At 38.8% G+C, this 25647-nt stretch carries 27 protein-coding genes and 4 pseudogenes; 19 read left to right on the top strand and 12 right to left on the bottom strand.

Annotated elements, in window-relative coordinates; genetic code table 11:
• Positions 1-6 precede the first annotated feature (6 nt).
• The gene (locus AA977_RS07370) at positions 7-441 is read left to right on the top strand and encodes a hypothetical protein (RefSeq protein ID WP_064435152.1); all 435 of its coding nucleotides are present in this window, start codon (positions 7-9) and stop codon (positions 439-441) included.
• Positions 442-621: 180 nt separating this feature from the next.
• On the opposite strand, the gene AA977_RS07365 is transcribed toward AA977_RS07370, so the two are convergent.
• Genes AA977_RS07365 through ribE form a run of 4 tightly spaced genes read right to left on the bottom strand, consistent with a single transcriptional unit; the run spans position 622 to position 3162 of the window.
• Entirely contained in the window at positions 622-1269 is a 648-nt protein-coding gene (locus tag AA977_RS07365; protein WP_064435151.1) for a methionine ABC transporter permease, read from the bottom strand.
• A gap of 1 nt (position 1270) precedes the next feature.
• The gene (locus tag AA977_RS07360; RefSeq protein ID WP_064435150.1) at positions 1271-2254 is read right to left on the bottom strand and encodes a methionine ABC transporter ATP-binding protein; all 984 of its coding nucleotides are present in this window, start codon (positions 2252-2254) and stop codon (positions 1271-1273) included.
• Between the two features lie 14 nt (positions 2255-2268).
• Positions 2269-2541 (bottom strand): FlhB-like flagellar biosynthesis protein, encoded by a 273-nt coding sequence (locus AA977_RS07355; protein WP_064435149.1) that lies wholly within the window; start codon positions 2539-2541, stop codon positions 2269-2271.
• Entirely contained in the window at positions 2542-3162 is a 621-nt protein-coding gene (gene ribE, locus AA977_RS07350) for a riboflavin synthase (RefSeq protein WP_064435148.1), read from the bottom strand.
• A gap of 72 nt (positions 3163-3234) precedes the next feature.
• Between ribE and AA977_RS07345 the strand changes: the two genes are divergently transcribed.
• The 9 genes from AA977_RS07345 (at position 3235) to mrdA (ending at position 10591) form a co-directional block, all read left to right on the top strand.
• Positions 3235-3999, top strand: a complete 765-nt coding sequence (locus AA977_RS07345) for a TatD family hydrolase (protein WP_064435147.1) — start codon at positions 3235-3237, stop codon at positions 3997-3999.
• Between the two features lie 88 nt (positions 4000-4087).
• Positions 4088-5209: a lytic transglycosylase domain-containing protein gene (locus AA977_RS07340; RefSeq protein WP_064435146.1), complete on the top strand. Its 1122-nt coding sequence runs from the start codon at positions 4088-4090 to the stop codon at positions 5207-5209.
• Complete coding sequence (locus tag AA977_RS07335; protein WP_064435145.1) at positions 5209-6156, top strand: septal ring lytic transglycosylase RlpA family protein; 948 nt, start codon at positions 5209-5211, stop codon at positions 6154-6156. The genes AA977_RS07340 and AA977_RS07335 overlap by 1 nt, the downstream gene beginning before the upstream one ends.
• Positions 6153-6647, top strand: a complete 495-nt coding sequence (locus tag AA977_RS07330; protein ID WP_064435144.1) for a KdsC family phosphatase — start codon at positions 6153-6155, stop codon at positions 6645-6647. Before AA977_RS07335 ends, AA977_RS07330 begins: the two co-directional genes overlap by 4 nt.
• Complete coding sequence (locus tag AA977_RS07325; protein WP_064435143.1) at positions 6622-7215, top strand: hypothetical protein; 594 nt, start codon at positions 6622-6624, stop codon at positions 7213-7215. Before AA977_RS07330 ends, AA977_RS07325 begins: the two co-directional genes overlap by 26 nt.
• Positions 7215-7772, top strand: coding sequence for a lipopolysaccharide transport periplasmic protein LptA (lptA, locus tag AA977_RS07320; RefSeq protein WP_021435176.1), 558 nt, complete (start codon positions 7215-7217; stop codon positions 7770-7772). The genes AA977_RS07325 and lptA overlap by 1 nt, the downstream gene beginning before the upstream one ends.
• Entirely contained in the window at positions 7769-8395 is a 627-nt protein-coding gene (gene yihA, locus AA977_RS07315; protein ID WP_064435142.1) for a ribosome biogenesis GTP-binding protein YihA/YsxC, read from the top strand. The genes lptA and yihA overlap by 4 nt, the downstream gene beginning before the upstream one ends.
• A gap of 5 nt (positions 8396-8400) precedes the next feature.
• Complete coding sequence (locus AA977_RS07310; protein ID WP_064435141.1) at positions 8401-8844, top strand: hypothetical protein; 444 nt, start codon at positions 8401-8403, stop codon at positions 8842-8844.
• Positions 8825-10591, top strand: a complete 1767-nt coding sequence (mrdA, locus tag AA977_RS07305) for a penicillin-binding protein 2 (RefSeq protein ID WP_064435140.1) — start codon at positions 8825-8827, stop codon at positions 10589-10591. Before AA977_RS07310 ends, mrdA begins: the two co-directional genes overlap by 20 nt.
• 656 nt (positions 10592-11247) lie before the next feature.
• Here the strand turns inward: mrdA and AA977_RS07300 are convergent.
• Positions 11248-12063, bottom strand: coding sequence for a MetQ/NlpA family ABC transporter substrate-binding protein (locus AA977_RS07300; protein ID WP_064435139.1), 816 nt, complete (start codon positions 12061-12063; stop codon positions 11248-11250).
• Positions 12064-12208: 145 nt separating this feature from the next.
• Positions 12209-12805 (bottom strand): peroxiredoxin, encoded by a 597-nt coding sequence (locus AA977_RS07295; protein ID WP_000961662.1) that lies wholly within the window; start codon positions 12803-12805, stop codon positions 12209-12211.
• Between the two features lie 245 nt (positions 12806-13050).
• Here AA977_RS07295 and AA977_RS07290 point away from each other — a divergent pair.
• Positions 13051-13635 (top strand): annotated as a pseudogene (locus AA977_RS07290) (TroA family protein); the annotation flags it as partial.
• Positions 13636-13835: 200 nt separating this feature from the next.
• Positions 13836-14429 (top strand): annotated as a pseudogene (locus AA977_RS07285) (TroA family protein); the annotation flags it as partial.
• 11 nt (positions 14430-14440) lie between these two features.
• Here the strand turns inward: AA977_RS07285 and AA977_RS07280 are convergent.
• Positions 14441-15607 (bottom strand): FtsW/RodA/SpoVE family cell cycle protein, encoded by a 1167-nt coding sequence (locus tag AA977_RS07280; protein WP_064435138.1) that lies wholly within the window; start codon positions 15605-15607, stop codon positions 14441-14443.
• A 124-nt stretch (positions 15608-15731) separates the two neighbouring features.
• Between AA977_RS07280 and flgB the strand changes: the two genes are divergently transcribed.
• The 7 genes and pseudogenes from flgB to AA977_RS07250 all read left to right on the top strand — a co-directional run bounded on the left by flgB (position 15732) and on the right by AA977_RS07250 (position 21035).
• Positions 15732-16217 (top strand): flagellar basal body rod protein FlgB, encoded by a 486-nt coding sequence (gene flgB, locus AA977_RS07275; protein WP_436405044.1) that lies wholly within the window; start codon positions 15732-15734, stop codon positions 16215-16217.
• 14 nt (positions 16218-16231) lie between these two features.
• A complete protein-coding gene (gene flgC / locus AA977_RS07270; RefSeq protein WP_064435136.1) occupies positions 16232-16717 on the top strand; it encodes a flagellar basal body rod protein FlgC in 486 nt (161 codons plus the stop codon).
• A gap of 127 nt (positions 16718-16844) precedes the next feature.
• Positions 16845-17174 (top strand): flagellar hook-basal body complex protein FliE, encoded by a 330-nt coding sequence (gene fliE, locus AA977_RS07265; RefSeq protein WP_001147926.1) that lies wholly within the window; start codon positions 16845-16847, stop codon positions 17172-17174.
• A 22-nt stretch (positions 17175-17196) separates the two neighbouring features.
• Complete coding sequence (locus AA977_RS08145) at positions 17197-17319, top strand: transcriptional regulator (RefSeq protein ID WP_080472384.1); 123 nt, start codon at positions 17197-17199, stop codon at positions 17317-17319.
• Positions 17320-17325: 6 nt separating this feature from the next.
• Complete coding sequence (locus tag AA977_RS07260; protein WP_064435135.1) at positions 17326-19173, top strand: peptidoglycan D,D-transpeptidase FtsI family protein; 1848 nt, start codon at positions 17326-17328, stop codon at positions 19171-19173.
• An 86-nt stretch (positions 19174-19259) separates the two neighbouring features.
• Positions 19260-20359, top strand: a pseudogene (locus tag AA977_RS07255) (AAA family ATPase).
• A pseudogene (locus tag AA977_RS07250) lies at positions 20359-21035 on the top strand (DUF3226 domain-containing protein). The pseudogenes AA977_RS07255 and AA977_RS07250 overlap by 1 nt, the downstream one beginning before the upstream one ends.
• A 7-nt stretch (positions 21036-21042) precedes the next feature.
• On the opposite strand, the gene AA977_RS07245 reads toward AA977_RS07250, so the two are convergent.
• The 5 genes from AA977_RS07245 to petA all read right to left on the bottom strand — a co-directional run bounded on the left by AA977_RS07245 (position 21043) and on the right by petA (position 25532).
• A complete protein-coding gene (locus tag AA977_RS07245) occupies positions 21043-21579 on the bottom strand; it encodes a sulfatase-like hydrolase/transferase (RefSeq protein ID WP_064435134.1) in 537 nt (178 codons plus the stop codon).
• Entirely contained in the window at positions 21576-22709 is a 1134-nt protein-coding gene (locus AA977_RS07240) for a sulfatase-like hydrolase/transferase (protein WP_064435133.1), read from the bottom strand. Before AA977_RS07240 ends, AA977_RS07245 begins: the two co-directional genes overlap by 4 nt.
• Before the next feature lie 215 nt (positions 22710-22924).
• Entirely contained in the window at positions 22925-23782 is an 858-nt protein-coding gene (locus AA977_RS07235; protein ID WP_064435132.1) for a cytochrome c1, read from the bottom strand.
• Positions 23779-25017, bottom strand: a complete 1239-nt coding sequence (locus AA977_RS07230) for a cytochrome b (RefSeq protein WP_064435131.1) — start codon at positions 25015-25017, stop codon at positions 23779-23781. Before AA977_RS07230 ends, AA977_RS07235 begins: the two co-directional genes overlap by 4 nt.
• 11 nt (positions 25018-25028) lie before the next feature.
• Positions 25029-25532 carry a ubiquinol-cytochrome c reductase iron-sulfur subunit gene (petA, locus tag AA977_RS07225; RefSeq protein WP_000763632.1) on the bottom strand — a complete coding sequence of 168 codons (504 nt, stop codon included), beginning with the start codon at positions 25530-25532 and terminating at the stop codon, positions 25029-25031.
• Positions 25533-25647: the final 115 nt, after the last annotated feature.

The following is a 25647-nucleotide window of genomic DNA, read 5'->3' as shown; positions in this document are numbered from 1 at the left end:
GATAAAATGCTAAAAAAGTTATTATTCGTTGCGCTGTTTTTAGGGTTTTTAAGAGCGGAGGGCGAACATTATGAAATCATCGTTGAGCTTTCAAAGGCTTTTTTGAAAGCTAAGGAGGCTTTTAGCGCGATCAATAAAACCTATAAAACTTGCATAGAAAGTGGGCATGATCGCACCCAAACACGCCTCCAAAGCGCTTTTTTAGAAAATTTATCTCAAACAGAACAACAATTTGATGACTATTTTGAGAAAGATTTTAAAAGTACAGAAGTTTTAAAAACCTTGCATAAAGACCTCCAATCATTAGAAAAATCTTCCAACAAGCTTGCATGCCTTACCCCCAAAAACGCTCAAAATTTTGAAATTTTAGACGGGGCGATAACCCAAATCATAGGCTTAGAGGGGCAAATGGATAAATTTATTAACAACAATCCAAAATAAAGCCCCTTTTTGCATAGCGATTTAATTGAATATTGATCGCAAAAAGCTTTAACCCGGTTTGAGCGATAGCCTTTTAAAAGCGTTCTTAGAGAATTGAAGCGCTAATCATAAACAAAGCGTAAAAATCCCCTTTAAAAAAGAGGATTAAAGTTGGCTTTAAATGTTAATAGAGCCAAAACCCTAATACTTATGCTTTCTCAAGCGTTTTACCACATAATCCCCCGCGCTTTGAATGATTTGCACTAAAACAATAATGACGACTACCGCATAAAAAAGCACATCACCCCTATAGCTTTGATAACCAATCCTAATGGCTAAATCCCCCAAGCCCCCAGCCCCTAAAGCTCCAGCCATAGCCGAATAGCCTATTAAAGAAATTAAAGTGATGGTGATATTATTCACTAAAGAAGGCAGGCTCTCTAAAAGCATCATTTTAATGACTTCTAAAGGAGACGCTCCCAAGCTTAAAGTGGTTTCAATCTTGCCATGCTCTACTTCCATTAAAGAGTTTTCAAAAAGCTTTGCGACAAAAGGAATGGCTGAAATGGCTAACGGGATAATGCTCGCGCTTGAGCCAATGCTTGTGCCAATCAAAAAGCGCGATAAAGGCAAGAGCAAAATGATCAAAATGATAAAAGGGAAAGAGCGAGTCATGTTGATAGAAGTGTCTAAAATTTTATGCAAAAGGGGCTTGTTTAACAAATGCCCTTTTTTACTCACTAACAACAAAACCCCCAAAGGCAAGCCAAAAACAACCGCCAAAAAACTCGCCACAAACACCATATAAAGCGTTTCTAGCGTGGCTTGAATGAGCATTTGAGAAATCATTTTAATCCTTTAATTTTTCCACTTGTAAACCTAAAACGTTTAAATACTCTAAAGCCCTTTGCGTTTCTGTAGCACTGCCCAAAAACCGCACCACTAAATACCCTACATCTTTGGTCGTAAGCTCTTCAATATTGCCCGAAATAATACTCACATCTATTTTAAAACGCTTGATCAAATTAGAAATGATCGGCTCATCCAAATGCTCCCCTAAAAACACGATACGATAAACATTTTGCGATTTCTTATCTGCATGCTCGTTTTTGATGCCAAGCAATTCTTTAGTAACGGCATGTTTAGGGTTAGCAAAAATTTCTTCCACCGAGCCTCTTTCCACAATTTCGCCGCTGCTGATCACACACATTTGATTGCACAATTCTTTAACCACTTCAATTTCGTGCGTGATGAAAACGATGCTCAAGTCAAGCTTTTTTTGAATGCCGCTTAAAAGCGTTAAAATAGAATGCGTGGTTTTAGAATCCAAAGCGGATGTGGCTTCATCGCAAAGCAATAAATTAGGGTAATTCGCCAAACTCCTAGCAATGGCGACGCGCTGTTTTTGCCCGCCGCTTAGCTGTTTAGGGTAAAAATGCATTTTATCTTCTAATCCCACCAATTCCAACAATTCATGCACCCTGGATTGGATCTTATTTTTTTCCCATCGGGCGATTTCTAGAGCGAAAGCGACGTTTTCAAACACGTTTTTAGCGCTCAATAAATTGAAATGCTGGAAAATCATGCCTATTTTTTGGCGCGCTTTTTGCAATTCTTTAGGCTTTAAGTTTAACAGATTGACCCCATTGACTAGCACTTCGCCAGAACTGGGGCGCTCTAAACAATTGATCAAGCGAATGAGCGTGGATTTTCCTGCCCCTGAATAGCCTATCACGCCTAAAATATCGCCTTTTTTTAATGCTAAATTCACGCCCTTTAGAGCATGAAACCCGTTTTCATAAATCTTTTCAATATTTTTTAATTCTACTACCATCGTTTGATTTTAACTCACTTAGACATTTGCGCATCATTTTCCACGCTATTGAGCCATAAAAACACTTGCACCACGCTTTCATACAATTCTTCAGGTATCGCGCAATCCAATTCCACCTTTAAAAGCGAATCCACCAGCATGGGGTTAGAAAAGAGCGCTATATCGTATTCTTTAGCTTTTTGAATGATCCTTTTGGCCACTTCGCCCACCCCGCTTGCGATCACTTTTGGGGCATGATCTTGCCCCATGTTATAAGCTAGAGCAGCGGCTTTTATGGTTTTATTCATCTAATACCCTAAAGTCAAGGCATCGGCTTCATTCCAAGAAACATTTTTTTCAAAACCTCTTGTTTTTTTTAAGATAGATGCAACGCTGCGGACTAACATGTCCGTTTCAATATTCACGCGCCTTTTGAGTGGGTAAGTCTTAAAAAGGGTGTTTTCTAAAGTGTAAGAAATGATCGTTAGCCAAAACCCTTTTTCTTCTACCTTGCTTAAAGTCAAACTCACCCCATCAATCGCAATAGAGCCTTGCTCAACACACAATAAAAGCGTTTCTTTAGAAGCGCTGATAAAAAAATCCACTTGGTTAGCGTTGTGAATGATTTTTTCAATGACCCCTATTGCATCAATATGCCCTTGCACGAAATGCCCGTCTAGTCTGGCGTCCGCTTTTAAGGCCGGCTCAATATGGACTAAATCCTTGTAATTTTCTAACGCCACGCTGTTTTGGGTTTTTTGGCTCAATTCCACGCTAAAATGCGTTTTTGAACTTTCTATGGTGGTCAAACACGCCCCGTTAATCGCAACGCTATCGCCAAGCTTGGGATTGAGATCGCTTTCTACGCTTAAAACATTGTTGTGAAAACTTTTCACTTTAGCTATTTTATGGATTAACCCGCTAAACATAATTGGTTGTTATTTTCCTTATGTTAAAATGCTTGATTATTGTAACATATTAAATAAAACCATAGGATAAGCATGTTTATTGATACGCATTGCCATTTGGACCACAAGGATTATGAAAACGATTTAGAAGAAGTGCTACAAGAAAGCTTACAAAAAGGCGTTTCTAAATGCGTGATCCCAGGCGCAGACATGAAGGATTTGAAAAAAGCCATAGAGATTAGCGAAAAATTTGAAGGCGTGTTTTTTGCCATAGGCGCTCACCCTTATGATGTGGATAGCTTTGATGAAAGCTTATTTGAAGAATTTGTTGGGCATGAAAAGTGCGTAGCGATAGGCGAATGCGGGCTGGATTACTACCGCTTGCCTGAATTGAGCGAAAGAGAACATTACAAAAACAAACAAAAAGAAATTTTTACTAAACAAATTGAATTTTCTATCCAACACAACAAGCCCTTGATTATCCACATTAGAGAAGCGAGTTTTGATAGTTTGAATCTTTTAAAAAATTATCCTGAAGCTTTTGGGGTGTTGCATTGCTTTAACGCTGATAATATGCTTTTAGAATTAAGCGATCGTTTTTATTACGGGATAGGGGGGGTTAGCACTTTTAAAAACGCTAAAAGACTGGTAGAAATCCTCCCTAAAATCCCTAAAAACAGGCTTCTTTTAGAAACGGATTCGCCTTATTTGACCCCACACCCTTTTAGAGGCACTAGGAATAGCCCTACTTATATCCCTTTAATCGCTCAAAAAATTGCCGAAATAATCAACATAGAGACTGAAGAGCTCGCTTCTTTAAGCACGCATAACGCTCAAACGCTTTTTAGTTTCCCCTAAAATTAGGGTCGTGTTAGAAAGCGTTATTCAAGTTTGGTTATAATCAAAGCTATTTAAAGGCTGAATAGCTGTAATTATTTAGGATATTATGTCAAAAAGAATGAAGTGTTTTAATGCAAAATGGTTGGTTTTTTTTGTTACTCATTGGCTCTTACTAGCTTCTTTAAGCCATGCAAAAATGGCTTTTGAACCTAAAATAGACACCAAAACGCTAGAGGCTTTTGGGGTTAGTGCGAGCTTTTTATCCCAAATGCCAGGCGTTTTAAAAAAAATGAACGAAGAAGAGGAATGGAAAAAGTTAGTCAAAAAATTTGATGTCAATGACCAGTTTATCCCCATCATTAAAAACATGCTCATAGAAGCGAGCGTCCCACAAGAATTTTTATTTTTAGCCATGGCGGAGTCTAAGTTCTCAACAAGGGCTTATAGCAGGAAAAAAGCGGTAGGGATTTGGCAGTTCATGCCAAGCACGGCGAAAGAATTGGGGCTTAAAGTCAATCATTACATTGACGAAAGAAGAGATCCCATTAAAAGCACTCAAGCGGCGATCACTTACTTGAAACGGCTCTACAAGCAAACCGGGGAGTGGTATTTGGTGGCTATGGCGTATAATTACGGCTTACGAAAGGTTCAAAACGCTATTAAAGCCGCCGGCACCTCAGACATTAAGATCTTGCTAGATGAAGATAAAAAATACCTCCCTAAAGAAACGAGGGATTATATCCGCTCCATTTTAAGCCTAGCGTTAAAATTCAACAGCCTAGACAACCTCAAAGACAAAGAATATCTGCTCAATCGTGGGGCGAGGGTGAGTTTGGTGGGCGTCCCTTTTAAAAGGCACACTTCTTTAGTCCAAGTCGCCAAGAATTTAAACTTGAGTTTAGAAACCCTAAAATCCTACAACCACCAATTCCGCTATAATATTTTGCCCTCTAAAGACCCCACTTACACCATCTACATCCCCTATGAAAAACTCGCCCTTTTCAAACAGCGCCAACTCAAACAAAATAAAAGCACTCAAACTAGCCCTAAAAGCCCTTTTATCACCCATGTTGTCTTGCCTAAAGAAACCCTATCTTCTATCGCTAAACGCTATCAAGTCAGCGTCTCAAGCATCCAATTAGCCAACAATCTCAAAGATTCTAATATCTTTATCCACCAACGCTTAATTATCCCCACCAACAAAAAGTTCGCTACAAGGGAATTTTAATGGGCTTAGCGTTAAAAAAAATTTATTTTTTAGGCGTTATTTTATTGGTTAGCGCTTGCGCAACTAAAAAAGATGGGATCAAGAATTTGTCTTACAAGCATGAAGGCTTGCGCGCTTATGAAAACGCCAAAGACTATGACCCTACAACCCAAAAAGCCACCTATAAACGCAATTTTTTTGAACGCCACTTCAAACACCACTCCAATGCACAAGATGGCCACACCAAAGATCAACCCCTAGATAACGGCATGCACGATTCTAGCGCAATCCAAAGGGCCACCATGCGCCCTTATCAAGTGGGAGGGAAGTGGTATTACCCTACTAAAGTGGATTTAGGCGAGAAATTTGATGGCATTGCAAGCTGGTATGGACCCAATTTCCACGCCAAAAAAACCAGTAATGGGGAAATTTATAACATGTATGCCCACACCGCCGCGCACAAGACCTTGCCCATGAACACCATTGTCAAAGTCATCAATGTTGAAAACAATTTAAGCACCATTGTGCGCATCAACGATAGAGGGCCTTTTGTGAGCGATCGCATCATTGATTTGTCCAATGCGGCCGCTAGGGATATTGACATGGTTAAAAAAGGCACGGCTAGCGTGCGCCTTATTGTTTTGGGTTTTGGGGGGGTTATTTCTAAACAATACGAGCAATCGTTTAACGCTAGCTCTTCCAAGATCTTACACAAGGAATTTAAAGTTGGCGAGAGCGAAAAAAGCGTGAGCGGAGGGAAATTTTCCTTACAAATGGGGGCTTTTAGAAACCAAACGGGAGCTCAAACTTTAGCGGATAAATTGCAAACAGAGAGCAAGAATTACAGCGTCAAGGTTGTTTTTAAAGACGATTTGTATAAAGTTTTAGTTCAAGGGTTTCAAAGCGAAGAAGAGGCTAGGGATTTTATGAAAAAATATAATCAGAGTGCGGTATTAACGAGAGAATGATTAAATTATTGCTTTTAGATGTGGATGGCACGCTCACGGACGGATCGTTGTATTTTGATGAAAATTTTCACGAAATCAAGGCTTTTAATGTCAAAGACGGGCTTGGCATGGCGTTGTGGCAAAAATTAGGCAAAAAAATCGCTATCATTACAGGAAGAACTTCAACAATGGTCAAAAAACGCATGGAGAGTTTGGGCGTTCAGCTCGTTTTTATGGGCGTTGAAAATAAAAGCGAGGTTATAGAGCGGCTCAAGAAAGACTTGCAATTGGATGCAAACCAAATCGCATGCGTGGGCGATGACTATAACGATTTGGGCATGTTTAAGGCATGCGCTTTGAGTTTCGCCCCTTTTGATGCGCACCCTATCATTAAAAGCAAGGCTTATAAAGTGTTGCAAAATTTGGGGGGTAAGGGGGCTGTTAGGGAAGCGATTGATTATCTTTTAGAACTAGAAGGCTTGCAAGATGAAGCTCTTAGGTTATACCTCTAATAGCGTTTTAAATTTCTTTGTGGTTTTATCTTTCATCACTGTGGGGTTAGTCTTTTTCTTTTTGCGTTCTCAGCCCACTAGCGTAGTTTCCAAAGAAAATATCCCTAAAATTGAATTAGAAAATTTTAAAGCGTTTCAAATCAACGATAAAATCCTTGATCTTTCCATAGAGGGCAAAAAAGCCTTGCAATACGATGATCATGAAATTTTTTTTGATTCTAAAATCAGCCACTATGATGAAGACACGATTGAAAGCGTTGAATCCCCTAAAGCCAAACGGCAGCAGGATTTGTATTTCTTCCCTAATGGGGTAACTTACACAAGAAGCGATGATTCTAGTTTTTGGAGTGAAACAGGGATTTATAACCATAAAGAGCAAAATTTTAAAGGCAAGGGCCGTTTCATTCTCACTTCAAAGGATAGTAAGATTGAAGGGCTTGACATTTCCTATTCGCATGCTTTAGCCGTTATTGAAGCGCAGAGCATTCAAGCTAACTTGTTTTTAGATGAAATCAAGCAAAGCCAAAAAGAAAAGAAAAAATTCCCCACTTTCAAAGGAGGGTTTTAATGCGTTGGTGGTGTTTTCTGGTGTGTTGTTTTGGGATTTTGAGCGTGATGGGCGCGCAAAAAACGGACAATAAAGGCTTGAAAAAAGAAAGAGAGCTTTTAGAAATTACCGGCAATCAATTTATAGCGAACGACAAAACAAAAACCGCCGTCATTCAAGGCAATGTGCAGATCAAAAAAGGTAAAGACCGGTTGTTTGCGGATAAGGTGAGCGTGTTTTTAAACGATAAACGAAAACCAGAACGCTATGAAGCCACAGGGAACACGCATTTTAACATTTTTACAGAGGATAATCGTGAAATCAGTGGGAGCGCTGACAAACTCATCTACAATGCATTGAATGGGGAATACAAATTATTGCAAAATGCGGTGGTTAGAGAAGTGGGAAAATCCAATGTCATCACCGGCGATGAAATCATTTTGAACAAAGCTAAAGGCTATGCTGATGTGTTGGGGAGCGCGAAACGGCCCGCTAAATTTGTGTTTGACATGGAAGATATTAATGAAGAAAATCGTAAGGCTAAATTGAAGAAGAAAAGCGCTAAGGAAAAGCCATGATTATTATTAAAGACGCTCACTTTCTCACTTCTTCAAGCCAACTTTCCCAATGCCCTGCGAGCCTGACTTCTGAAATGGTCATTTTAGGGCGCAGCAATGTGGGCAAAAGCACCTTTATTAATACCTTGTTAGGAAAAAATCTCGCCAAAAGCTCATCAACGCCTGGAAAAACCCGTTTAGCGAATTTTTTTTCCACCACTTGGGAAGATAAAGAAAACGCCCTAACGACCACTTTTAGCGTGATTGATTTGCCCGGGTTTGGCTACGCTAAAGTTTCTAAAAGCTTGAAAAAAGAATGGGAGGGGTTTTTATGGGAATTGTTGAGCGTTAGGACTTCAATCAAGCTTTTTATCCATTTGATAGATGCGCGCCATTGGGATTTAGAAATTGATAAAAACGCTAAAGAGAGCATTCAAGCCCTTTTAAAACCTGATCAAGCCTACCTTTCTCTTTTCACGAAATTTGACAAGTTGAGTAAAAATGAGCAACACCGCCTTTTTTTAAACGCCCCTAAACCCTTTTTAATCAACACCACCCACTTTAACGCCCTTTCTTCAAAATACCCAACCCTTGAAATAGTGCGCCAAACCCTTTTGAAATATTTGCTCACTAACCCTTTATAAGCGCTATGCTCTCTTTCAAACAAGATTCTTTTTTATTCTTATGTTTAGGGGTTTTTAGCTTTTATTTTTATAGCCTTTTAAGGGATTTGATGCCTTTTTTACCCCCCATGCTCGGGTTTTTATTCTTATTTTATGCGAAAAAATACGATCAATTTTTGCCCAGTTTGAGCGTGTTTGGCTGTTTGTTTTGGTTTGAAAGCATGCATTTAAAGACTTTAGGCGTTTTGGCTTTATTGTTTTTAATCTACCATCAAATCGTTTATAAAAACTCATTAAAGTTTTTTAATGACGGCTTTTTATTCAAATCTTTGCATGTTTTTTTGGTTTATGACCTCTATTTATCGCGCTTTTTTTCGGTGTCTTTGAGCGTAAAAACGCTAGGCTTTCTCGTTCTTTTTGCTCTAATAGAGAGTGCTTTGTGGGGTTTGCATGAAAAGTCTTCGCTATAAGCTTTTACTCTTTGTTTTCATAGGGGTTTGGGGGGTATTGGCCTTAAACTTGTTTATTCTAAGCATTAAAAATCAAGAATACTATGAAAAACTCGCCGAACGAAACATGACCAAAAAAGAATTTTTAATCCCCACAAGGGGTAATATCACGGACAGAAACCATGAGTTTTTAGCCACTAATGAATTGGTTTTTGGCGTGTTTTTACCTAGCAGATTGAGGCAAAAAGAGCTTTTAGAAAAAATTGAAACCATCCAAAAATTTTTCCCTAATTTTTCCAAAGAAACGCTTTTAAACAACTACCAAAAAGAAAATTCGCTCTACAACCACAACCTCATTAAAGTGGTTGGCTTCATTCCCTATGCCGCCATGCAACCTCTTTACACCAAACTCATTCAAACTCAAGGCATTTTTGTGCGCCCTTTAGACAAGCGCTACTACCCTAATAATGCTTTAGCTTCTCATGTTTTAGGCTATGTGGGGGTGGCGAGTTTGCAAGACTTGAAAGACGATGAAGAGAATCAATACAGCCAGATTGTGGGCAAAACCGGCATTGAAAAAGAATATAACAAACTTTTGCAAGGCAAAGTGGGTTATAAAATCATGCATGTCAATGCGCTCAATCAAGAATTAGCCACTTTAGAAGTAGTGCCGCCAAGCACCAATAACCACTTGCAACTGAGTTTAGACAAACGCTTGCAAGAAGAAGCGGACAAGCTCTTTGAAAACAAAAGGGGGGCTATTTTAGTGATGAACGCAGAAAATGGGGAATTGCTTGTCGCAGGGAGTTACCCTGAATACAATTTGAACGATTTTGTAGGGGGGATTAGCCAAGACAAATGGCAAAAACTTCAAGATGATATTTATAACCCCTTACTAAACCGCTTCGCTAACGCTTTGTATCCGCCAGGATCTGTGGTGAAAATGGGCGTGGGCTTGAGTTTTTTAGAAAATCTCAATATCACAGAAAACACCACCATACCCACCCCCCCTTTCATTGAAGTGGGTAAGCGCAAATTCAGGGATTGGAAAAAAACAGGGCATGGCAATTCTAATTTGTATAAGGCCATTAGAGAGTCTGTGGATGTGTATTTTTATAAGCTTGGGCTTGAAATCTCTATAGAAAAACTTTCTAAAACTTTAAGGGAAGTGGGCTTTGGGGAAAAAACAGGCGTGGATTTACCGAATGAATTCGTGGGGATTGTGCCGGATAATTTATGGAAAATCAAGCGCTTCAATCAAGACTGGCGCGTTGGGGACACGCTCATTACCGCTATTGGGCAAGGTTCTTTTTTAACCACGCCCTTGCAAGTGCTCGCCTACACGGGGCTTATTGCCACAGGCAAACTGGCAACGCCTCATTTTGCGATCAATCATAAAACGCCCCTTAAAGATCCCCTGAATAGCTTTCAAAAAAAGAAGCTCCAAGCCTTGCGCGTGGGCATGTATGAAGTGTGCAACCATAAAGACGGCACCGCTTATCATTCTACAAGAGGTTCTAAGGTTACTTTAGCGTGCAAGACCGGCACCGCGCAAGTCGTAGAGATCGCTCAAAACATCGTCAATCGCATGAAAGAAAAGGATATGGAATATTTCCATCGATCCCATGCGTGGATTACGGCGTTTTTGCCTTATGAAAAACCCAAATACGCTATCACTATCTTAGTAGAGCATGGGGAAGGAGGGTCAAAACTGGGGGGCTTGTTAGTGAAAATGAGCAACAAACTCTATGAGCTTGGCTATCTTTGATGAAAAATTAAATCTTTAAAACGCATGCCCTAAACGCTAAAACCATTAGCCAACTTGTTTCATCGCTCTATAACCCCCTCAATCTAATAGATTTAAAATAGCCTTGTTAAAAAATTCTAAAAGCGTAATTTTAGCTATGCTTTGGATTTGCGGTATTTTTAACTCTATTCTAATCCAATATTGATTTTAAAAATGAGATTTTGGTTATTTTGTTTCGTTGTTAGATTTTATGACAAAAATGATTTTCTTAAGGGGAAGGGGGTGTTTTGCGCCATTCCCTCCTTAAGAAATAACGCTTTTAGAAATGATCGCTTGATTAACGCAAGCCCTTTTAGTTTCATTTTAAAAAGACTTTTAGCGTTTTGAATTGATGTTCAGCGAGAGTGAAACCGCCCCTTTCTAAAGCAAGGGGCTTCCTAACTAAAGCGTCCCAACGGACACTAACACGAAAAAAGGCTTTGTTCTTTAAAGTTTGCATGTTCCTGCCACCAAAAGACTAAAGGTATTTTGCCATCTTTTAGTTTAAATGTAGTCTAACGGCTATGCACTTGCATCTTCTCGCCCTAAAGGACAGAGTTTTTCGTGCTGTTAGGATAAAACTTTTGATTAGCACTTAAAAAACCATTTTAAACGCTAAAGACGAGTTTTTGCTGTTTTTAAAAGGCCGGGATAATCGCCCCTTTATAGGTATCCAAAATAAATTTCCTAGTCTTTTCGCTTTGTAGGGCTTGAATCAACGCTTTTATCGCTTCATCTTGCGCGTTATCCTCACGAGAGGCTACAAGATTGGCATAAGGCGAGTCCTTATCTTCTGAAAATAAAGCCCCAGTAAGTTTTGCTTGCAAAGCGTAATTCCCTGTGATAATAGCCCCATCCACATCCCCTAAAACTTTAGGCAATAAGGCAGCTTCTAAAGGCTTGATTTTAATGTTGTAAGGATTTTTGACAATATCAAACTCCGTAGCGTATAAATTGCTTGGATCTTTGAGAGCGATAAGCCCTTGTTTATGCAATAAAATCAACGCTCTGCCTTGATTGCTTGGATCATTAGGCACAGCGATCACTGAGCCTTTTTTAAGGTTTTTAATGTCTGTGATTTTTTGAGAATAAAATCTCAAAGGCTCTACATGGATATTGGCTAAACCAACGAGATGCATTTTCCTGTCCAAATTAAACCGATCCAAATAGGGGCGGTGCTGGAAATAATTCGCGTCTAAAGAGCCGTCATTGAGCGCTAAATTAGGCAACACGTAATCCGTAAAAGACACGATCACTAAATTGATCCCTTTTTGTTTCAAATCCTCTACAACCGATTGCAAGATTTGCGCATGCGGCACAGGGTTAGCGCCCACTTTAAGCTCACGAGTGATTTTGTGGTTTTCTTGTTTTTCTTTGTGGTGTTTGGCGTCTAAGAGGTTAAAAAAACTTAAAACAATAGCCGTTACGCAAATAATACGCTTGAATGCATTCATAAAAAACCCTTTATTAAAAAAATTAATTCAAAAACGATAAAAAGATAAAACGATACGAAAATTTTAGAAACTGGCAAAGAATAAAAAGAAAAGGATTCAACCAAGAAAAACAAAGTTCCTCTTGATCGAACAGCGGATTAAACCATTAAAGATTAATGGAATTTTCTTTAAGATATTCTGCAACGCCTTTATGGGTAGCTTTCATACCTTTATCGCCTTTTCTCCAGCCTGCTGGGCACACTTCACCATGTTCTTCAAAGTGTAGGAGAGCATCTACCATGCGAAGCATTTCATCGGCATTCCTACCTAGTGGTAAGTCGTTGATTACCGCATGCCTTACTTTCATGTTTTTGTCAATCAAGAAAGCTCCTCTCAAAGCGATCGCTTCTTCAAACAGCACATCATAGTCTCTAGAAATGCTCTTAGTAATATCAGCCACCATGGGGAAAGTTACTTGACCAATACCGCCTTTTTCTACAGGGGTATTTTTCCATGCAAAATGCACTTGTTCGCTATCAATAGACACGCCAATCACATTAAAGCCTTTTTCTTGGAAGTCTTTCACTCTTTTATCAAACGCAATGATTTCTGTAGGACATACAAAAGTAAAATCTTTTGGCCAAAAGAAAAGAATCGCACCGCTCTTACCTAAATTTTTAGAAAGCTCAAAGTGTTCATCAACCTCATTGTTTCCTAAAACAGCAGGCGCTTTAAAATCGGGGGCAAGTTTTGTAACTAACATGTATAACTCCTTAGTGTTATTAAAATTTTGTGAATCAAAATTAAACCTAACTAGATTTAATTCAATATGTTTTCCACTTAATTAGCGGAAACATGGTGGAGTATATTCTTAAAAAGTTAATGAAGAGATATTTTCTTTTAAATTTTAGGATTTTGTGAAAAATAGTTTCATTTTTACTATTTTATTTTTTTATTTTCTTAAAGTTAATGTTATAATCGCTTTATAAATCATACAAAAGGATCGCTATGTTAGTCACTCGCTTTAAAAAGGCCTTCATTTCTTATTCTTTAGGCGTGCTTGTCGCTTCATTATTGTTGAATGTGTGTAACGCTTCAGCACAAGAAGTCAAGGTTAAAGATTACTTTGGGGAGCAAACCATAAAGCTTCCTGTTTCCAAAATAATCTACTTGGGTAGCTTTGCAGAAGTGCCTGCTATGTTCAATACTTGGGATAGGGTCGTAGGCATTTCAGATTACGCTTTTAAATCCGATATTGTTAAAGCCACCCTTAAAGATCCTGAACGCATTAAACCCATGAGCAGTGATCATGTGGCTGCACTGAATGTAGAGCTTTTAAAAAAACTTAGCCCTGATCTTGTGGTAACCTTTGTGGGTAACCCTAAAGCGGTAGAGCATGCGAAAAAATTTGGGATTTCATTCCTTTCTTTCCAAGAAAAAACCATTGCAGAAGTCATGGAAGATATTGACGCTCAAGCCAAAGCCTTAGAAGTTGATGCTTCTAAAAAGCTTGCCAAAATGCAAGAAACTTTGGATTTTATTGCTGATCGTTTGAAAAATGTCAAAAAGAAAAAGGGCGTGGAGCTTTGGCATTAATCTTTGGCATTGATTTTTTAAAAAGGGGCTAAACGCTCTTTAACTCTTGGTGGATTATGCTAGGTTTAGAACAAGCCTAGCAACTAAAACCCTCTCTTTATTCTTTTTAAAATTTTATGAAAAATAGTTTCATTTTTACTATTGTTATTTTCTTAATGGTGTTATAATCGCTTTATAAATCATACAAAAGGATCGCTATGTTAGTTACTCGTTTCAAAAAAGCCTTCATCTCTTATTCTTTAGGCGTGCTTGTCGCTTCATTATTGTTGAATGTGGCTAACGCTGCAGCTCAAGAAGTCAAAGTCAAAGATTACTTTGGGGAGCAAACCATAAAACTTCCCATCTCTAAAATAGCCTATATAGGCAGTTATGTAGAAGTGCCTGCCATGCTGAATGCTTGGAATCGGGTCGTAGGCGTTTCGGATTACGCTTTTAGAGATGATATTGTTAAAGCCACTCTCAAAGGCGAAGATCTCAAACGCATCAAACGCATGAGCACCGATCATACAGCCGCACTGAATGTAGAGCTTTTAAAAAAACTTAGCCCTGATCTTGTGGTAACCTTTGTGGGCAACCCTAAAGCGGTAGAGCATGCGAAAAAATTTGGCATTTCATTCCTTTCTTTCCAAGAGACAACGATTGCAGAGGCCATGCAAGCTATGCAAGCTCAAGCGAGAGTCTTAGAAATTGACGCTTCTAAAAAATTCGCCAAAATGCAAGAAACTTTGGATTTTATTGCTGAGCGTTTGAAGGGCGTCAAAAAGAAAAAGGGCGTGGAATTTTTAAAAAAGGGCTAATATTTTTAGCTCTTGGTGTATTGCACTAGGCTTAAAACCATCCCTATAGCGATACAATTCGCTAAAAGCGAACTCCCTCCATAGCTCAAAAACGGCACCGCAAGGCCTTTAACCGGAAAAATCCCACCCACCCCAAAAGCATTAATCACCAAAGAAAACCCTAAAAGCAACACCACACCCACGCAAAACAACGAGTATTTTGGCTCTTTCAGGCGATTGGCGATCCTAAAAATCAAAACAATCAAAATAGAAAACAAAATAAAACACACGCATAACCCCAAAAACCCCCATTCTTCGGCGATCCCGGCTAAGACCATATCCGTATGCACTTCGCTTAAAAACCCGAGCTTGATTTGCCCTAGCCCAAGCCCTTGACCCAGTAACCCCCCATTATGCATGGCGTTACTCGCATGAAAGACTTGATAGGATTCGGGCAAGTCGCTTATTTTAAGAGCGTTGGCTAATTTGTCCGGCAAAAGCGTGAAAAGCGAATTTTGCAAATTAGACCACCACAATTTTAGGCGTAAAATCCTATGAGCGCTCGTAACAATCGCTAAAACGCTAATCGCAAACGCCCCTGAAACAATCAAACCAACCAAATGCGTGCTACCCCCAGAAAAGACTAACAACACGACTAAAACCGCCCCTAAAAGAACAATCTGCCCCAAATCATTTTGCAAAACCCCCACCCCAAGCGCTAATGCCATAAACACAAACGAATAAGGCACAAAAGTGATGAGTTCTTCTTTGACATTGATCCTTTTTTTGGCTACAAAGGTGCGAGACAAACTCCATGCAAGAAAAAAGGTAAAACCAATTTTTAAAAACTCCAAAGGCGCTAGAGAGAAAAACCCCAAACGGATCCAGCGCTTCGCTCCCCCTGCGCTACTAGAAAGGCTTTCAGGCAAAACAGGCATGGCAATGATGAGTAATGGCGGGATAAAAAGGAGCGAAAACCCTAAAGGGCTGAACCATTTTTTAGGATCGACCCTAGACAACCCCCACATCACAACAATCCCTATGATCGCGCTCACAAGCTGGCGTATAAAAAAATGGAATTCCCCATAATGATACAACACTACTGTGGTGTAAGTGGAGAGCGAATAGCTCATCAACACCCCTAAAAAGATCAATAGCGAAGTGCAAAAAAACAGGTTTCTATCTGTAGTCATTAGGATTTCCTTACTTTAGGTTTTAAATGGGTGTTATCTTAAGGTGTTTTAGAGATATTTTACACTATAATAAGTGTGAATTGGCTTATGGCTACATTTTAATCAACTGCACTCTTTAGAGGCAATGAGCGGGTTTTGGAATAATTTTTGCATATTTAAGAGTCTAAAGGGTTTAAAAGGGGTTTTGATGGATTTTTCTAAAGCGTTTGGATTGGTGTATAAAGCGCTAGATTATAGGGCTTTAAGGCAAGATATGATCGCTTCTAACATCGCTAATGTGGATACCCCCTTTTACAGGGCAAAGGATTTGGATTTTGAAAGCGTTTTAGCGAAGAAAAAAGCAGAAATTTTTGAAAACCAATCTAGTAAAGTTTTGCCTTTAGCCCACACTAACCCTAGACATTTAGACTTTGAAAATAGTATAAATGATGGGGCGAGCCTTTTTTTTAGAGATGGGCATTTGGCTAAAAATGACGGCAACAGCGTGGATTTAGACATTGAAACGAGCGAAATGGGTAAAAACTCTACCATGTATTTAGCCTTGAGTTCAGCGTTAAAAAAGTATCGAGGCATCGTGAATTACGCCATTGATTCTAGTAAGAATTTATAAATTAAGGGAAAAACATGTTTTTATCTTCTTTTGATATTAGCGGTTATGGCTTGTCTGCCCAACGCCTAAGGGCTAATTTGATTTCTTCTAATATCGCTAACGCTAACACCACGCGCACGAGCGAAGGAGGCCCTTATAGGAGGCAAGAAGCGGTGTTTAAGGCTTTTGATTTCAATGAAATTTTGAATCAAAAAATCGTGCAAAACAACCAAATTATCCCCTATGAAGACCCTTTAGATGAAGGCGACGATAACCCCTTAATCCCTATCACAAGCGTGGTGGTGGATAAGATTGTGCGCGATGATAGCGAGCCTTTGATGAAATACGACCCAAGCCACCCAGACGCTAACGCGCAAGGCTATGTGGCTTACCCCAATGTGAATGCGGTGGTTGAAATGGCGGACTTGGTAGAAGCGACGAGAGCCTATCAGGCTAATGTTGCCGCCTTTCAAAGCGCTAAAAACATGGCGCAAAATGCAATCGGCATGCTACAAACATGAATAATTTAGAGCGATTTATGGTAGTATAAGGAAATTTAGGTAGTATTAGCCAAAGATTAGTAGAATACAAAAATGAATAAAATATTTGATAAAGTTAAATTTTTTAAAAAGAGCTTAAGGAGGTTCTATGCAAGCCATACACAATGATAAAAGCTTATTGAGTCCTTTCTCTGAGCTTAACACGGACAATAGGACTCAAAGAGAAGAATCAAGCAGTGCCTTTAAAGAACAAAAAGGTGGGGAGTTTTCTAAACTCTTAAAACAATCTATCAATGAGCTTAACAGCACTCAAGAGCAGTCTGATAAAGCCCTAGCGGACATGGCGACAGGGCAAATCAAAGATTTGCACCAAGCGGCCATCGCCATAGGGAAGGCTGAAACGAGCATGAAACTCATGCTTGAAGTGCGTAACAAAGCTATCAGTGCTTACAAAGAGCTTTTAAGAACGCAGATCTGATCTCTTAGTAGCGTTTTTTAAAATGATCGCTTGGCTTTTTTCTTTAAAAGAGCGATCTTTTTTTGCTACATCCGATTTTAATAGATTTTATCATCAAAAATTTACACTCCCATGCGTTCTCCAACGCTACGCCATTTCTAAGTGAGCGTTTATGGATAATAATAACCTTGACCCCCACTCCAACCCCGAGCAATTCCTAAAGATCCAAAGAGACAAGGGTTCGGTTACGGCATTAGTTTTTTTATTGCTTTTTTTTATTTTCTTAATGGTGGCTTTCAAAAAAGCTTTTTTTGCGCAAACCAACATGCCCGCTTTAGTGATGAGCAAACAAGATATTGCCACTAGAGGGACCATTTATAGCCAAGACAACTACAGCCTGGCCACTTCGCAAACCCTTTTCAAACTGGGCTTTGACACGAGATTTTTAAACCCGGATAAAGAAGATTTTTTCATTGATTTCCTTTCTATTTATAGCAATATCCCTAAAAACTCCCTAAAAGATGCGATCAGCACGAAAGGCTACACGATTTTAGCCTATGATCTCACGCCCAACACCGCCGCCAATCTTAGAGATTTGAACAAGAAATTTTTAGCCTTTGGGGTTTTTCAAAATTTCAAAGACGCGCACGATAAAGTGTGGCAAAAGCAAGGGCTAAATATTGAAGTGAGCGGCGTTTCTAGGCATTATCCTTATCAAAATAGCCTAGAGCCTATCATTGGCTATGTGCAAAAAAAAGAAGAAGACAAGCTCACTCTCACTACCGGTAAAAAAGGCGTTGAAAAATCTCAAAACCCCTTGCTTAAAGCCCAACAAAATGGCGTAAAAACAGGCAAAAGAGATGTGAGTTTTAATTTCATTCAAAACCACTCTTACACCGAATTAGAGCGCCTTGATGGCTATGAAGTGTATTTGAGCATTCCTTTAAAACTTCAAAGAGAAATTGAAACCCTACTAGATAAAACCAAAGACAAACTCAAGGCTAAAGAAATTTTAGTGGGCATTATCAATCCTAAAAGTGGGGAAATTTTATCTTTAGCTTCAAGCAATCGCTTCAATCCTAACACCATTAAAACCAGCGATTATGAAAACTTGAATTTGAGCGTTGCCGAAAAGGTTTTTGAGCCGGGCAGCACGATTAAACCCATTGTTTATTCCTTGCTTTTAGACAAAAATTTAATCAACCCCAAAGAGCGCATTGATTTAAATCGTGGCTATTACCAGCTAGGAAAATACACCATTAAAGACGATTTTATCCCTAATAAAAAAGCCCTTGTTGAAGATGTTTTGATCCAATCTAGCAATGTGGGCATGATAAAAATCAGCAAAAATCTCAACCCAGAAGATTTCTATAACGGGCTTTTAGGCTATGGATTTTCTCAAAAAACCGGCATTGATTTGTCTTTAGAAGCCACAGGAAAAATCCCTCCTTTGTCCGCTTTCAAGCGCGAAGTGCTAAAGGGCAGCGTCTCTTATGGCTATGGGTTGAATGCAACTTTTTTGCAGCTTTTAAGGGCTTATGCGGTGTTTTCTAATGAAGGCAAATTGACTACCCCCTATTTAGTGCAGCGAGAAACCGCCCCTAATGGCGATATTTACATCCCTAGCCCCAAACCAACCTTTCAAGTCATTAGCCCAAAAAACGCTAGAAAAATGAAAGAAACCTTAATTAAAGTGGTGCGTTATGGCACCGGCAAAAACGCTCAATTTGAAGGGCTATACATAGGGGGCAAAACAGGCACCGCTAGGGTGGCAAAAAACGGGAGTTATAGTGCGGAGTCTTACAACAGCTCTTTTTTTGGGTTCGCTGAAGATGAAAAGCAGGTTTTTACCATCGGCGTGGTTATTTTAGGCTCGCATGGCAAGGAAGAATATTACGCCAGCAAGATTGCAGCCCCTATTTTTAAAGAAATCACCGAAATTTTAGTGCGTTACAATTACCTCTCTCCCTCTATTGCGATTCAAAACGCTTTGGAAAAAAATCGCTTAAAAATTAAGTAAGAATAGTAGGGTAAAATTAGCGTAACTATACTAATGGTCTAGCTGATCTAGTGGTATCAATCAAGCTCATTAAAAGGCGGATTCAAATGATTAAAAGCGTAGAGATTGAAAATTACAAAAATTTCAAACACCTTAAAATGGAAAATTTTAAACTCATCAACTTTTTTACCGGTCAAAACGATACGGGCAAAACCAATCTTTTAGAAGCCCTTTATACCAACACAGGCCTTTGTGATCCTGCCATTCAAGTCAGTCTCCCCCTGAACATGCCGTGCTTGTTAGTGAATTCAGGAAAATTAAACTCAATGCCGACAATCTAAAAACTTTCTTTTACCAAGGGAACACCGCTAATCCCATTAGCATCCGCACTAAATTTGAGCATGCCACTATCCCTCTTACTATCCAATACCCCACACAAACCAGTTACAGCAAAGACATCAATTTAAATAGTGATGACACTCATATGACAAACCTTATAAATAAAACCATAACGAAGCCACAGCTCCAATTTTCCTACAATCCATCTTTTTCCCCCATGACAATGACTTATGAATTTGAAAGACAAAACTTAGGCTTAATCCATTCTGATCTAGACACAATCGCTCAAACCTATAAAGAAAAGGCGATGTTTATTCCTATGGAATTATCTATTGTTAATTCTCTTCAAGCATTAGAAAATTTACGATTAGCGAGTAAAGAAAAAGAATTGATTGAAATCTTAAAATATTTCAACCCTGATATTTTAAATGTTGATACCATAAGAAATGCTGTCTATATCCAAATCAAAGATGAAAACACACCGCTAGAAAAAAGCCCCAAAAGGCTTTTAAATTCGTTTGGTTGGGGGTTTATCAAATTCTTTATCATGGCGAGCGTTCTTATAGACAATCGCATTAAGTATCTTTTCATTGATGAAATTGGAAGCGGTTTGCACTATACAAAAATGCAAGTGTTTTTGAAAGCTCTGTTTGAGTTAGCTCAAAAACTACAGATTCAAATTTTTGCCACCACGCACAACAAGGAATTTTTATTGAACGCTATCAGCACCATGCCCAATAATGAAACGGAGGTTTTTAAAGACATAGCCTTGTTTGAGTTTGAAAAAGAAAGCGCTTCTGGCTTTATCAGACACAGCTATTCTATGCTAGAAAAAGCGCTTTATAGGGGCATGGAGGTTAGAGACTGATGCGAGAAAAAATCGTCTGTGTGGAGGGCGAATCAGACAAAATCTTTTTAATGCTTTTAAATGAGGTTAAAAATTTAGGCCTTAAAGATTCTAATATTATTAATTGTGGGAGCAAGGATAAGCTTTCTAAAGAGTCAGAGGGCATTAAAGAATACCTAAAGGCTAAGGACATTTACATTATTTTTGATTCAGACAACCAAGTAGAGAAAACCGAGCAAAATATCAAAAAACAACTCCAACAAAACCCAGAAAAAGAACACCGCTTAAGCGATAAAGAGTTTGAGCAAATTAAGATTTTTTTATTACCAGAAAATGATGAGACTAAACACCACTCTAAATACTGCGAATTAGAGCATTTGCTAGAAAAAATGGCAAAAGAAAGTGAAAATAAAGCGTTTTATAAAGGTTTTTGCGAGTCCTACGAAGAGTTTTTTAATAAAATCAAACAAATTAGATCTATCCAATCAGAACAAAAGAGGCGCGCTAAATGCTGGCTGCAACCCTATATCATGCTTTGTTTGGAGAGAGGTTTTGTTCCTTGCGGGTTAAACGATTTAGATCCCATTACCACAACCACCAAGATACTAGAAAAAACACAGAAATGCTTAAAAAACTTTTTCATTTTGATTTAGAGGAACTTCAAGCATTGATTGATTTTTTAAACGAACAATTATAAATACCACTCATTTATCCATAGGATAAACCTTGTTATCGCATGGCTTCCTTGGGCGTTTATCGTTGTAATTCTCATTAAATAAATCCCTCGTTTTTTCATAATCTTTGGTTATTATTCCTGCTAATGGCAATACGGTATGCAATAAATCATCGCTCATAAAAGGCTTGTGCAAAGCTTCTTCAAATCTTTTTACCATTTGGGGGTGTTTTTGTTTGAATGCATCGCTCATATAGATTAAAAATGGGATTTCCATGCTAGCATTTGAGCATTCATGGGTATTAAAAGCGCTTGATTCAAACATGTCATCGCCATGATCGCTTAGGTAGATAACGAGACTATCCTTGTCTTTAAACAATTCAATCAAAGAATGCAAAACATAATCATTATAATAAACGCTGTTAATATAATCGGCTACAACTTGCTTATCGGCATTGTTTTTAACTCTCAAAGACTTGTTTTTTGAAAAATAAGAAGTGTTATTGAGATTAAAGTAGGAAAATTCTTTAGGAAAGCGGTTTTTATATTCAAAATGATTGCCAATCAAGTGGAAAACAACAAAATTTTTACGCTTTTTACTCTCTCTCTCTCTCTCTCGTTGTCATAATACCGCTTGAAAAGAGCCACCAAGTTTTCATCATAAGGTTTATCGTTTTCTATATAAGTATCAAAATGCTTAGCCACTTGATAATAGCTATTGCCCCACATGAGCCCATAGCCTTGAGAAGTGATCCAAACGCTTTTATAATCGCTCAATTTAAGGATATGGGCTAGATTTTTATATTGATACCATGCTTTTTGGTTGAGATTATCCCTATTAGCGTAAGTTAAAAGCATTGTGAAACTTTTATCCGTATAAAAAGCTGGGCTAATCACATTATCAAACACTAAAAGCGAACCTTTTTCTTTTAAAGTGCTTAAATAAGGGGTTGTAGGGGCTTGATAACCATAAACACCCATAAAGTTTCTGTTCAAACTTTCGCCAAAAACCAACACCACATTTTCAATATTTCCTGTATTTTTGACTAAGTAATCTTTAGGGTAAGAAGCTTTTTCTAAAGCTTGATTGGAGTTGTGGCTTTCTCTCAAACTGCTAATATTCCTACCAAAATAATACGCTCCTTTAGCCAAAGCAATGTATTCCATCGTCCCATCAGCGTTCAACAGAGCTTCACGCTCCTTGTATTTTTTGATGGTTTTTATAGCGTGTGGCGCTTCTACAATCAAAAATAAAACGCTTAAAATACTAGCCATTTTTAAAGGAATGGGTTTATTAGGAATGAGACTGAATATTTTTAGAGAGCCTACAGCTATTAAAATAAGACCTATCACAAAATACCAATGCGGATAAACATAAGCATGGAGGAATTCCAAGCTCTCTTTATAATGCGTGGTGAATAAAATATTACCCAACTCATTAGACAAAGGCAAATGAAAATAATACGAACCAAAAATATCTATGCAACTAAACACGATCCCTAAAACCAATATAAAACTTTTTAGGATTTCTGCTACAAACCTGTTCTTAATAAAACTAATCGCCCAATAAACGATAAAAAGCCATATAAAACTATACAAGAACGCCTTAAGAATAAAATCCGCGCTCACTGAAGAGAGAAAACATGCTGAAAGTGCATTAAAAAGAATGAACACAAAAAATTTAGAATCTAAAATCATCAAACAACCACTCCATTAAAATATTAAGGGCAATCCAGCTTGAACAAGCTTCTCGCGCTAATTTCAACAAAACTTGATACAAGTTTTCTTTGTTATCATGCCTAGAAATGCAATTTCATTCACTTCTCTTGATTCAATGGTTTAGGTCAAAGGAAAATCTAAACAACCCACCACAAATCAAAAATCATCAAACCATGCCCTCCCCCTTTTTCAATTCAATGCACTTCGCCCCAAACCTTTCTTTTCCAAGCGTAAGCCAAGAACGATAACACCGCAAAGAAAATCATGATCTTGATTCCTAAAGTGTTCCTTTCATGTTTTTTGCGATCGCCTGCTTTTTCCAAATAAGAGATGACTTGTTTTTGAGCTTGTTCATTCAATCCCACTCTAGGCATAGCCGTGCCTGGTAAAAGCTTTTGCGGGTCATTGATGAAAATATTCAAGCCATGTTCGCCCTTAGCCCTAATCATCATGGACAAATCAGGTGCATGAGAGCCTAAATAATTGTCTAAATCTTTAGCATCGCTAAACGCCTTGTCTTTAGCATAATCTAGGCTATGGCATCTTTGACAGCTTTGGGCAAACACTTCCTTGTCGCTCAAACTTTTAGGCAAAATAGAAGTGAGATACGCCACAATATCGCTCAAATCCTTATCGCTAAATTGAGAAAACGCCGGCATGGGATAGGGCCTTTCATCGTTGAATTTATGACTCAACTTCGCTGTTTTCACAGGGTCTTTGATGAAATGGGCTAAGAAATTCGCATTCAAAACCCCCGCCACATGGCTTAAATCCGGTGGCACGACCCCAAAAGAATTGCTCGCGCTAAGGCTATCCATAGGGGCTGGAATGTTTTGAGATTTGATACCATGACAAGCGGTGCAATTTTCAGCTACAAGCTGTTTGCCCTTATTGGCGTCGCCATTTTTCAAATCCATCGGCTCTAAATCTTTGAAAGCAAAATCTGCCGGAGCGACTTTAGGGTGCATCACCGAATGCGCATAAGGCTCAACCCCATAATAAATCACGCCTATCACCACAATAAGGATAATGAGAATTTTAAATTCTTTCATCTAACACCCCCTTGCTTCTTCCTCTCAGCAATGGTGATAATGGGCAACACTATAAAGAAAAGGGCTAAGAAAGTGATCGAACCCGCTAAGCCAATGTATTTACCCATTCCAAGCGGAGGCAATTTACCATAGATCGTTAAAACAATCATGTCAATAATGACAAGCCAAAACCACACCATAAAAGCAGGCCGTTTGTGTGCAGGAGCGACCACAGGACTTCTGTCTAAAAAAAGCAGTAAGAAGAAAATCACTTGCGCCACGCCAAAGGCCATTAACCCCAAATCAGCGCTAAAGAAAAAGCCCCTTAAAACTTCATAGCTCCATAAGAAATACCACTCAGGGTAAATATGAGGCGGCGTTTTAAGGCTGTTAGCCCTTTCAAAGTTAATGGGATCCATCGCAAAATCATAGTGGTAACACACCAAGTAAAAGAAAAAGACCATGAACGCGCAAACCACAAAAATATCTTTAGACAAGAATACCGGCCAAAAAGGAATGACTTTAGATTCTTTTTTCTTGCCTTCCATGAATTTTTTCTCTTCCAATTCAAAATCAATTTCTTCGCCTTCTTGGTTATTGACATGCGGGATGCGTAAAGAGTAAAAATGCACCCCAATGAGCAAAATAATCGCAATGGGCAATAAAAACACATGGAGCATGAAAAAGCGCGTTAAAGTGGAATCCGCTACGACATAATTACCCCTGATCCACTCCACCACATCAGCCCCAATGAAAGGAATGCCTCCAAATAAATTGGTGATAACCGCTGCCGCCCAATAGCTCATCTGCCCCCAAGGCAGCATATACCCACTAAAGGCTTCGGCGCTAAAGACCACAAATAAAACCATCCCGCTAATCCAAATCATCTCACGACCCTTTTTATAAGAGCCATAATAAATGCCAACAAACATATGGATATAAATGATGACAAAAATCATGCTCGCTGCCGTGGCATGCATGTGGCGCCAAAGCCAGCCATAAGCCACTTCTTGCATGATCGTGAAATTCACGCTATCAAACGCCATTTTCGCATCAGGTTTGTAATACATGAGCAAGAAAATCCCTGAAACTACAAGCACGCCAAAAAGGGTTAATAAAATCACCCCCATAGCCCATAAGAAATTGATGTTTTTAGGGATCCAATATTCTGTCATCAGCACTTTAACAAGCTTGTTAGTGCCAAGACGCATGTCCAGCCATTCGCCTAGATTCTTCGCTTTTTTTATCTCTGCCATTGAAACTCTCCTTACGCTTTAGCCATCATTTTTTTGTATTCAGCCCCAGCTTCGCCAAAAGTGATCTTAGTGCCTTCAACTTTAAAAGGCGGAATATCAAAAGGGCGTGGGGGGGGAGTGCCGGCAATATTGACGCCATTAGAAGTGAAACGGCCTCCATGGCATGGGCATAAAAAGCCTTTTTCTTCATCTTGATAAGTGGGGATGCACCCTAAATGCGTGCAAATTTGAATGGCTGTGGTGAAAACGCTCTCGCCGATTTTAAAATCGCGCTTTTCGTTAAAGCCCTCTTTTTTAGAACGCTTGAGGATATAGACCGGTTTCCCGCGCCATTCCACGGTAGAAAACTGCCCTTCTTGCATGTTCGCTACATCTATGGTTGTGAAACCGGCTGAAACGACGCTTGGAAGCGGATCCCAAGTCTTTTTCATCGCCACTAGACTCGCTATAGCCCCTATAGCTGTAACACCAGCAAGGCTCATTCCTAAAAAATCACGCCTTTGAATATCTGCCATGATTAAAAAACTCCTTAATGACTTAATTACCTTTTAACGACTAAAGGCATAGCAAATCCCTATTTTACAACAAACTCTCTTAATAATCTTTTTAAAATAAAAAATTAAGGTTAAA

It is taken from the genome of Helicobacter pylori (assembly GCF_001653455.1).
Classification (GTDB): domain Bacteria; phylum Campylobacterota; class Campylobacteria; order Campylobacterales; family Helicobacteraceae; genus Helicobacter; species Helicobacter pylori_A.
This window is presented reverse-complemented; position numbering and strand designations above follow the sequence as displayed.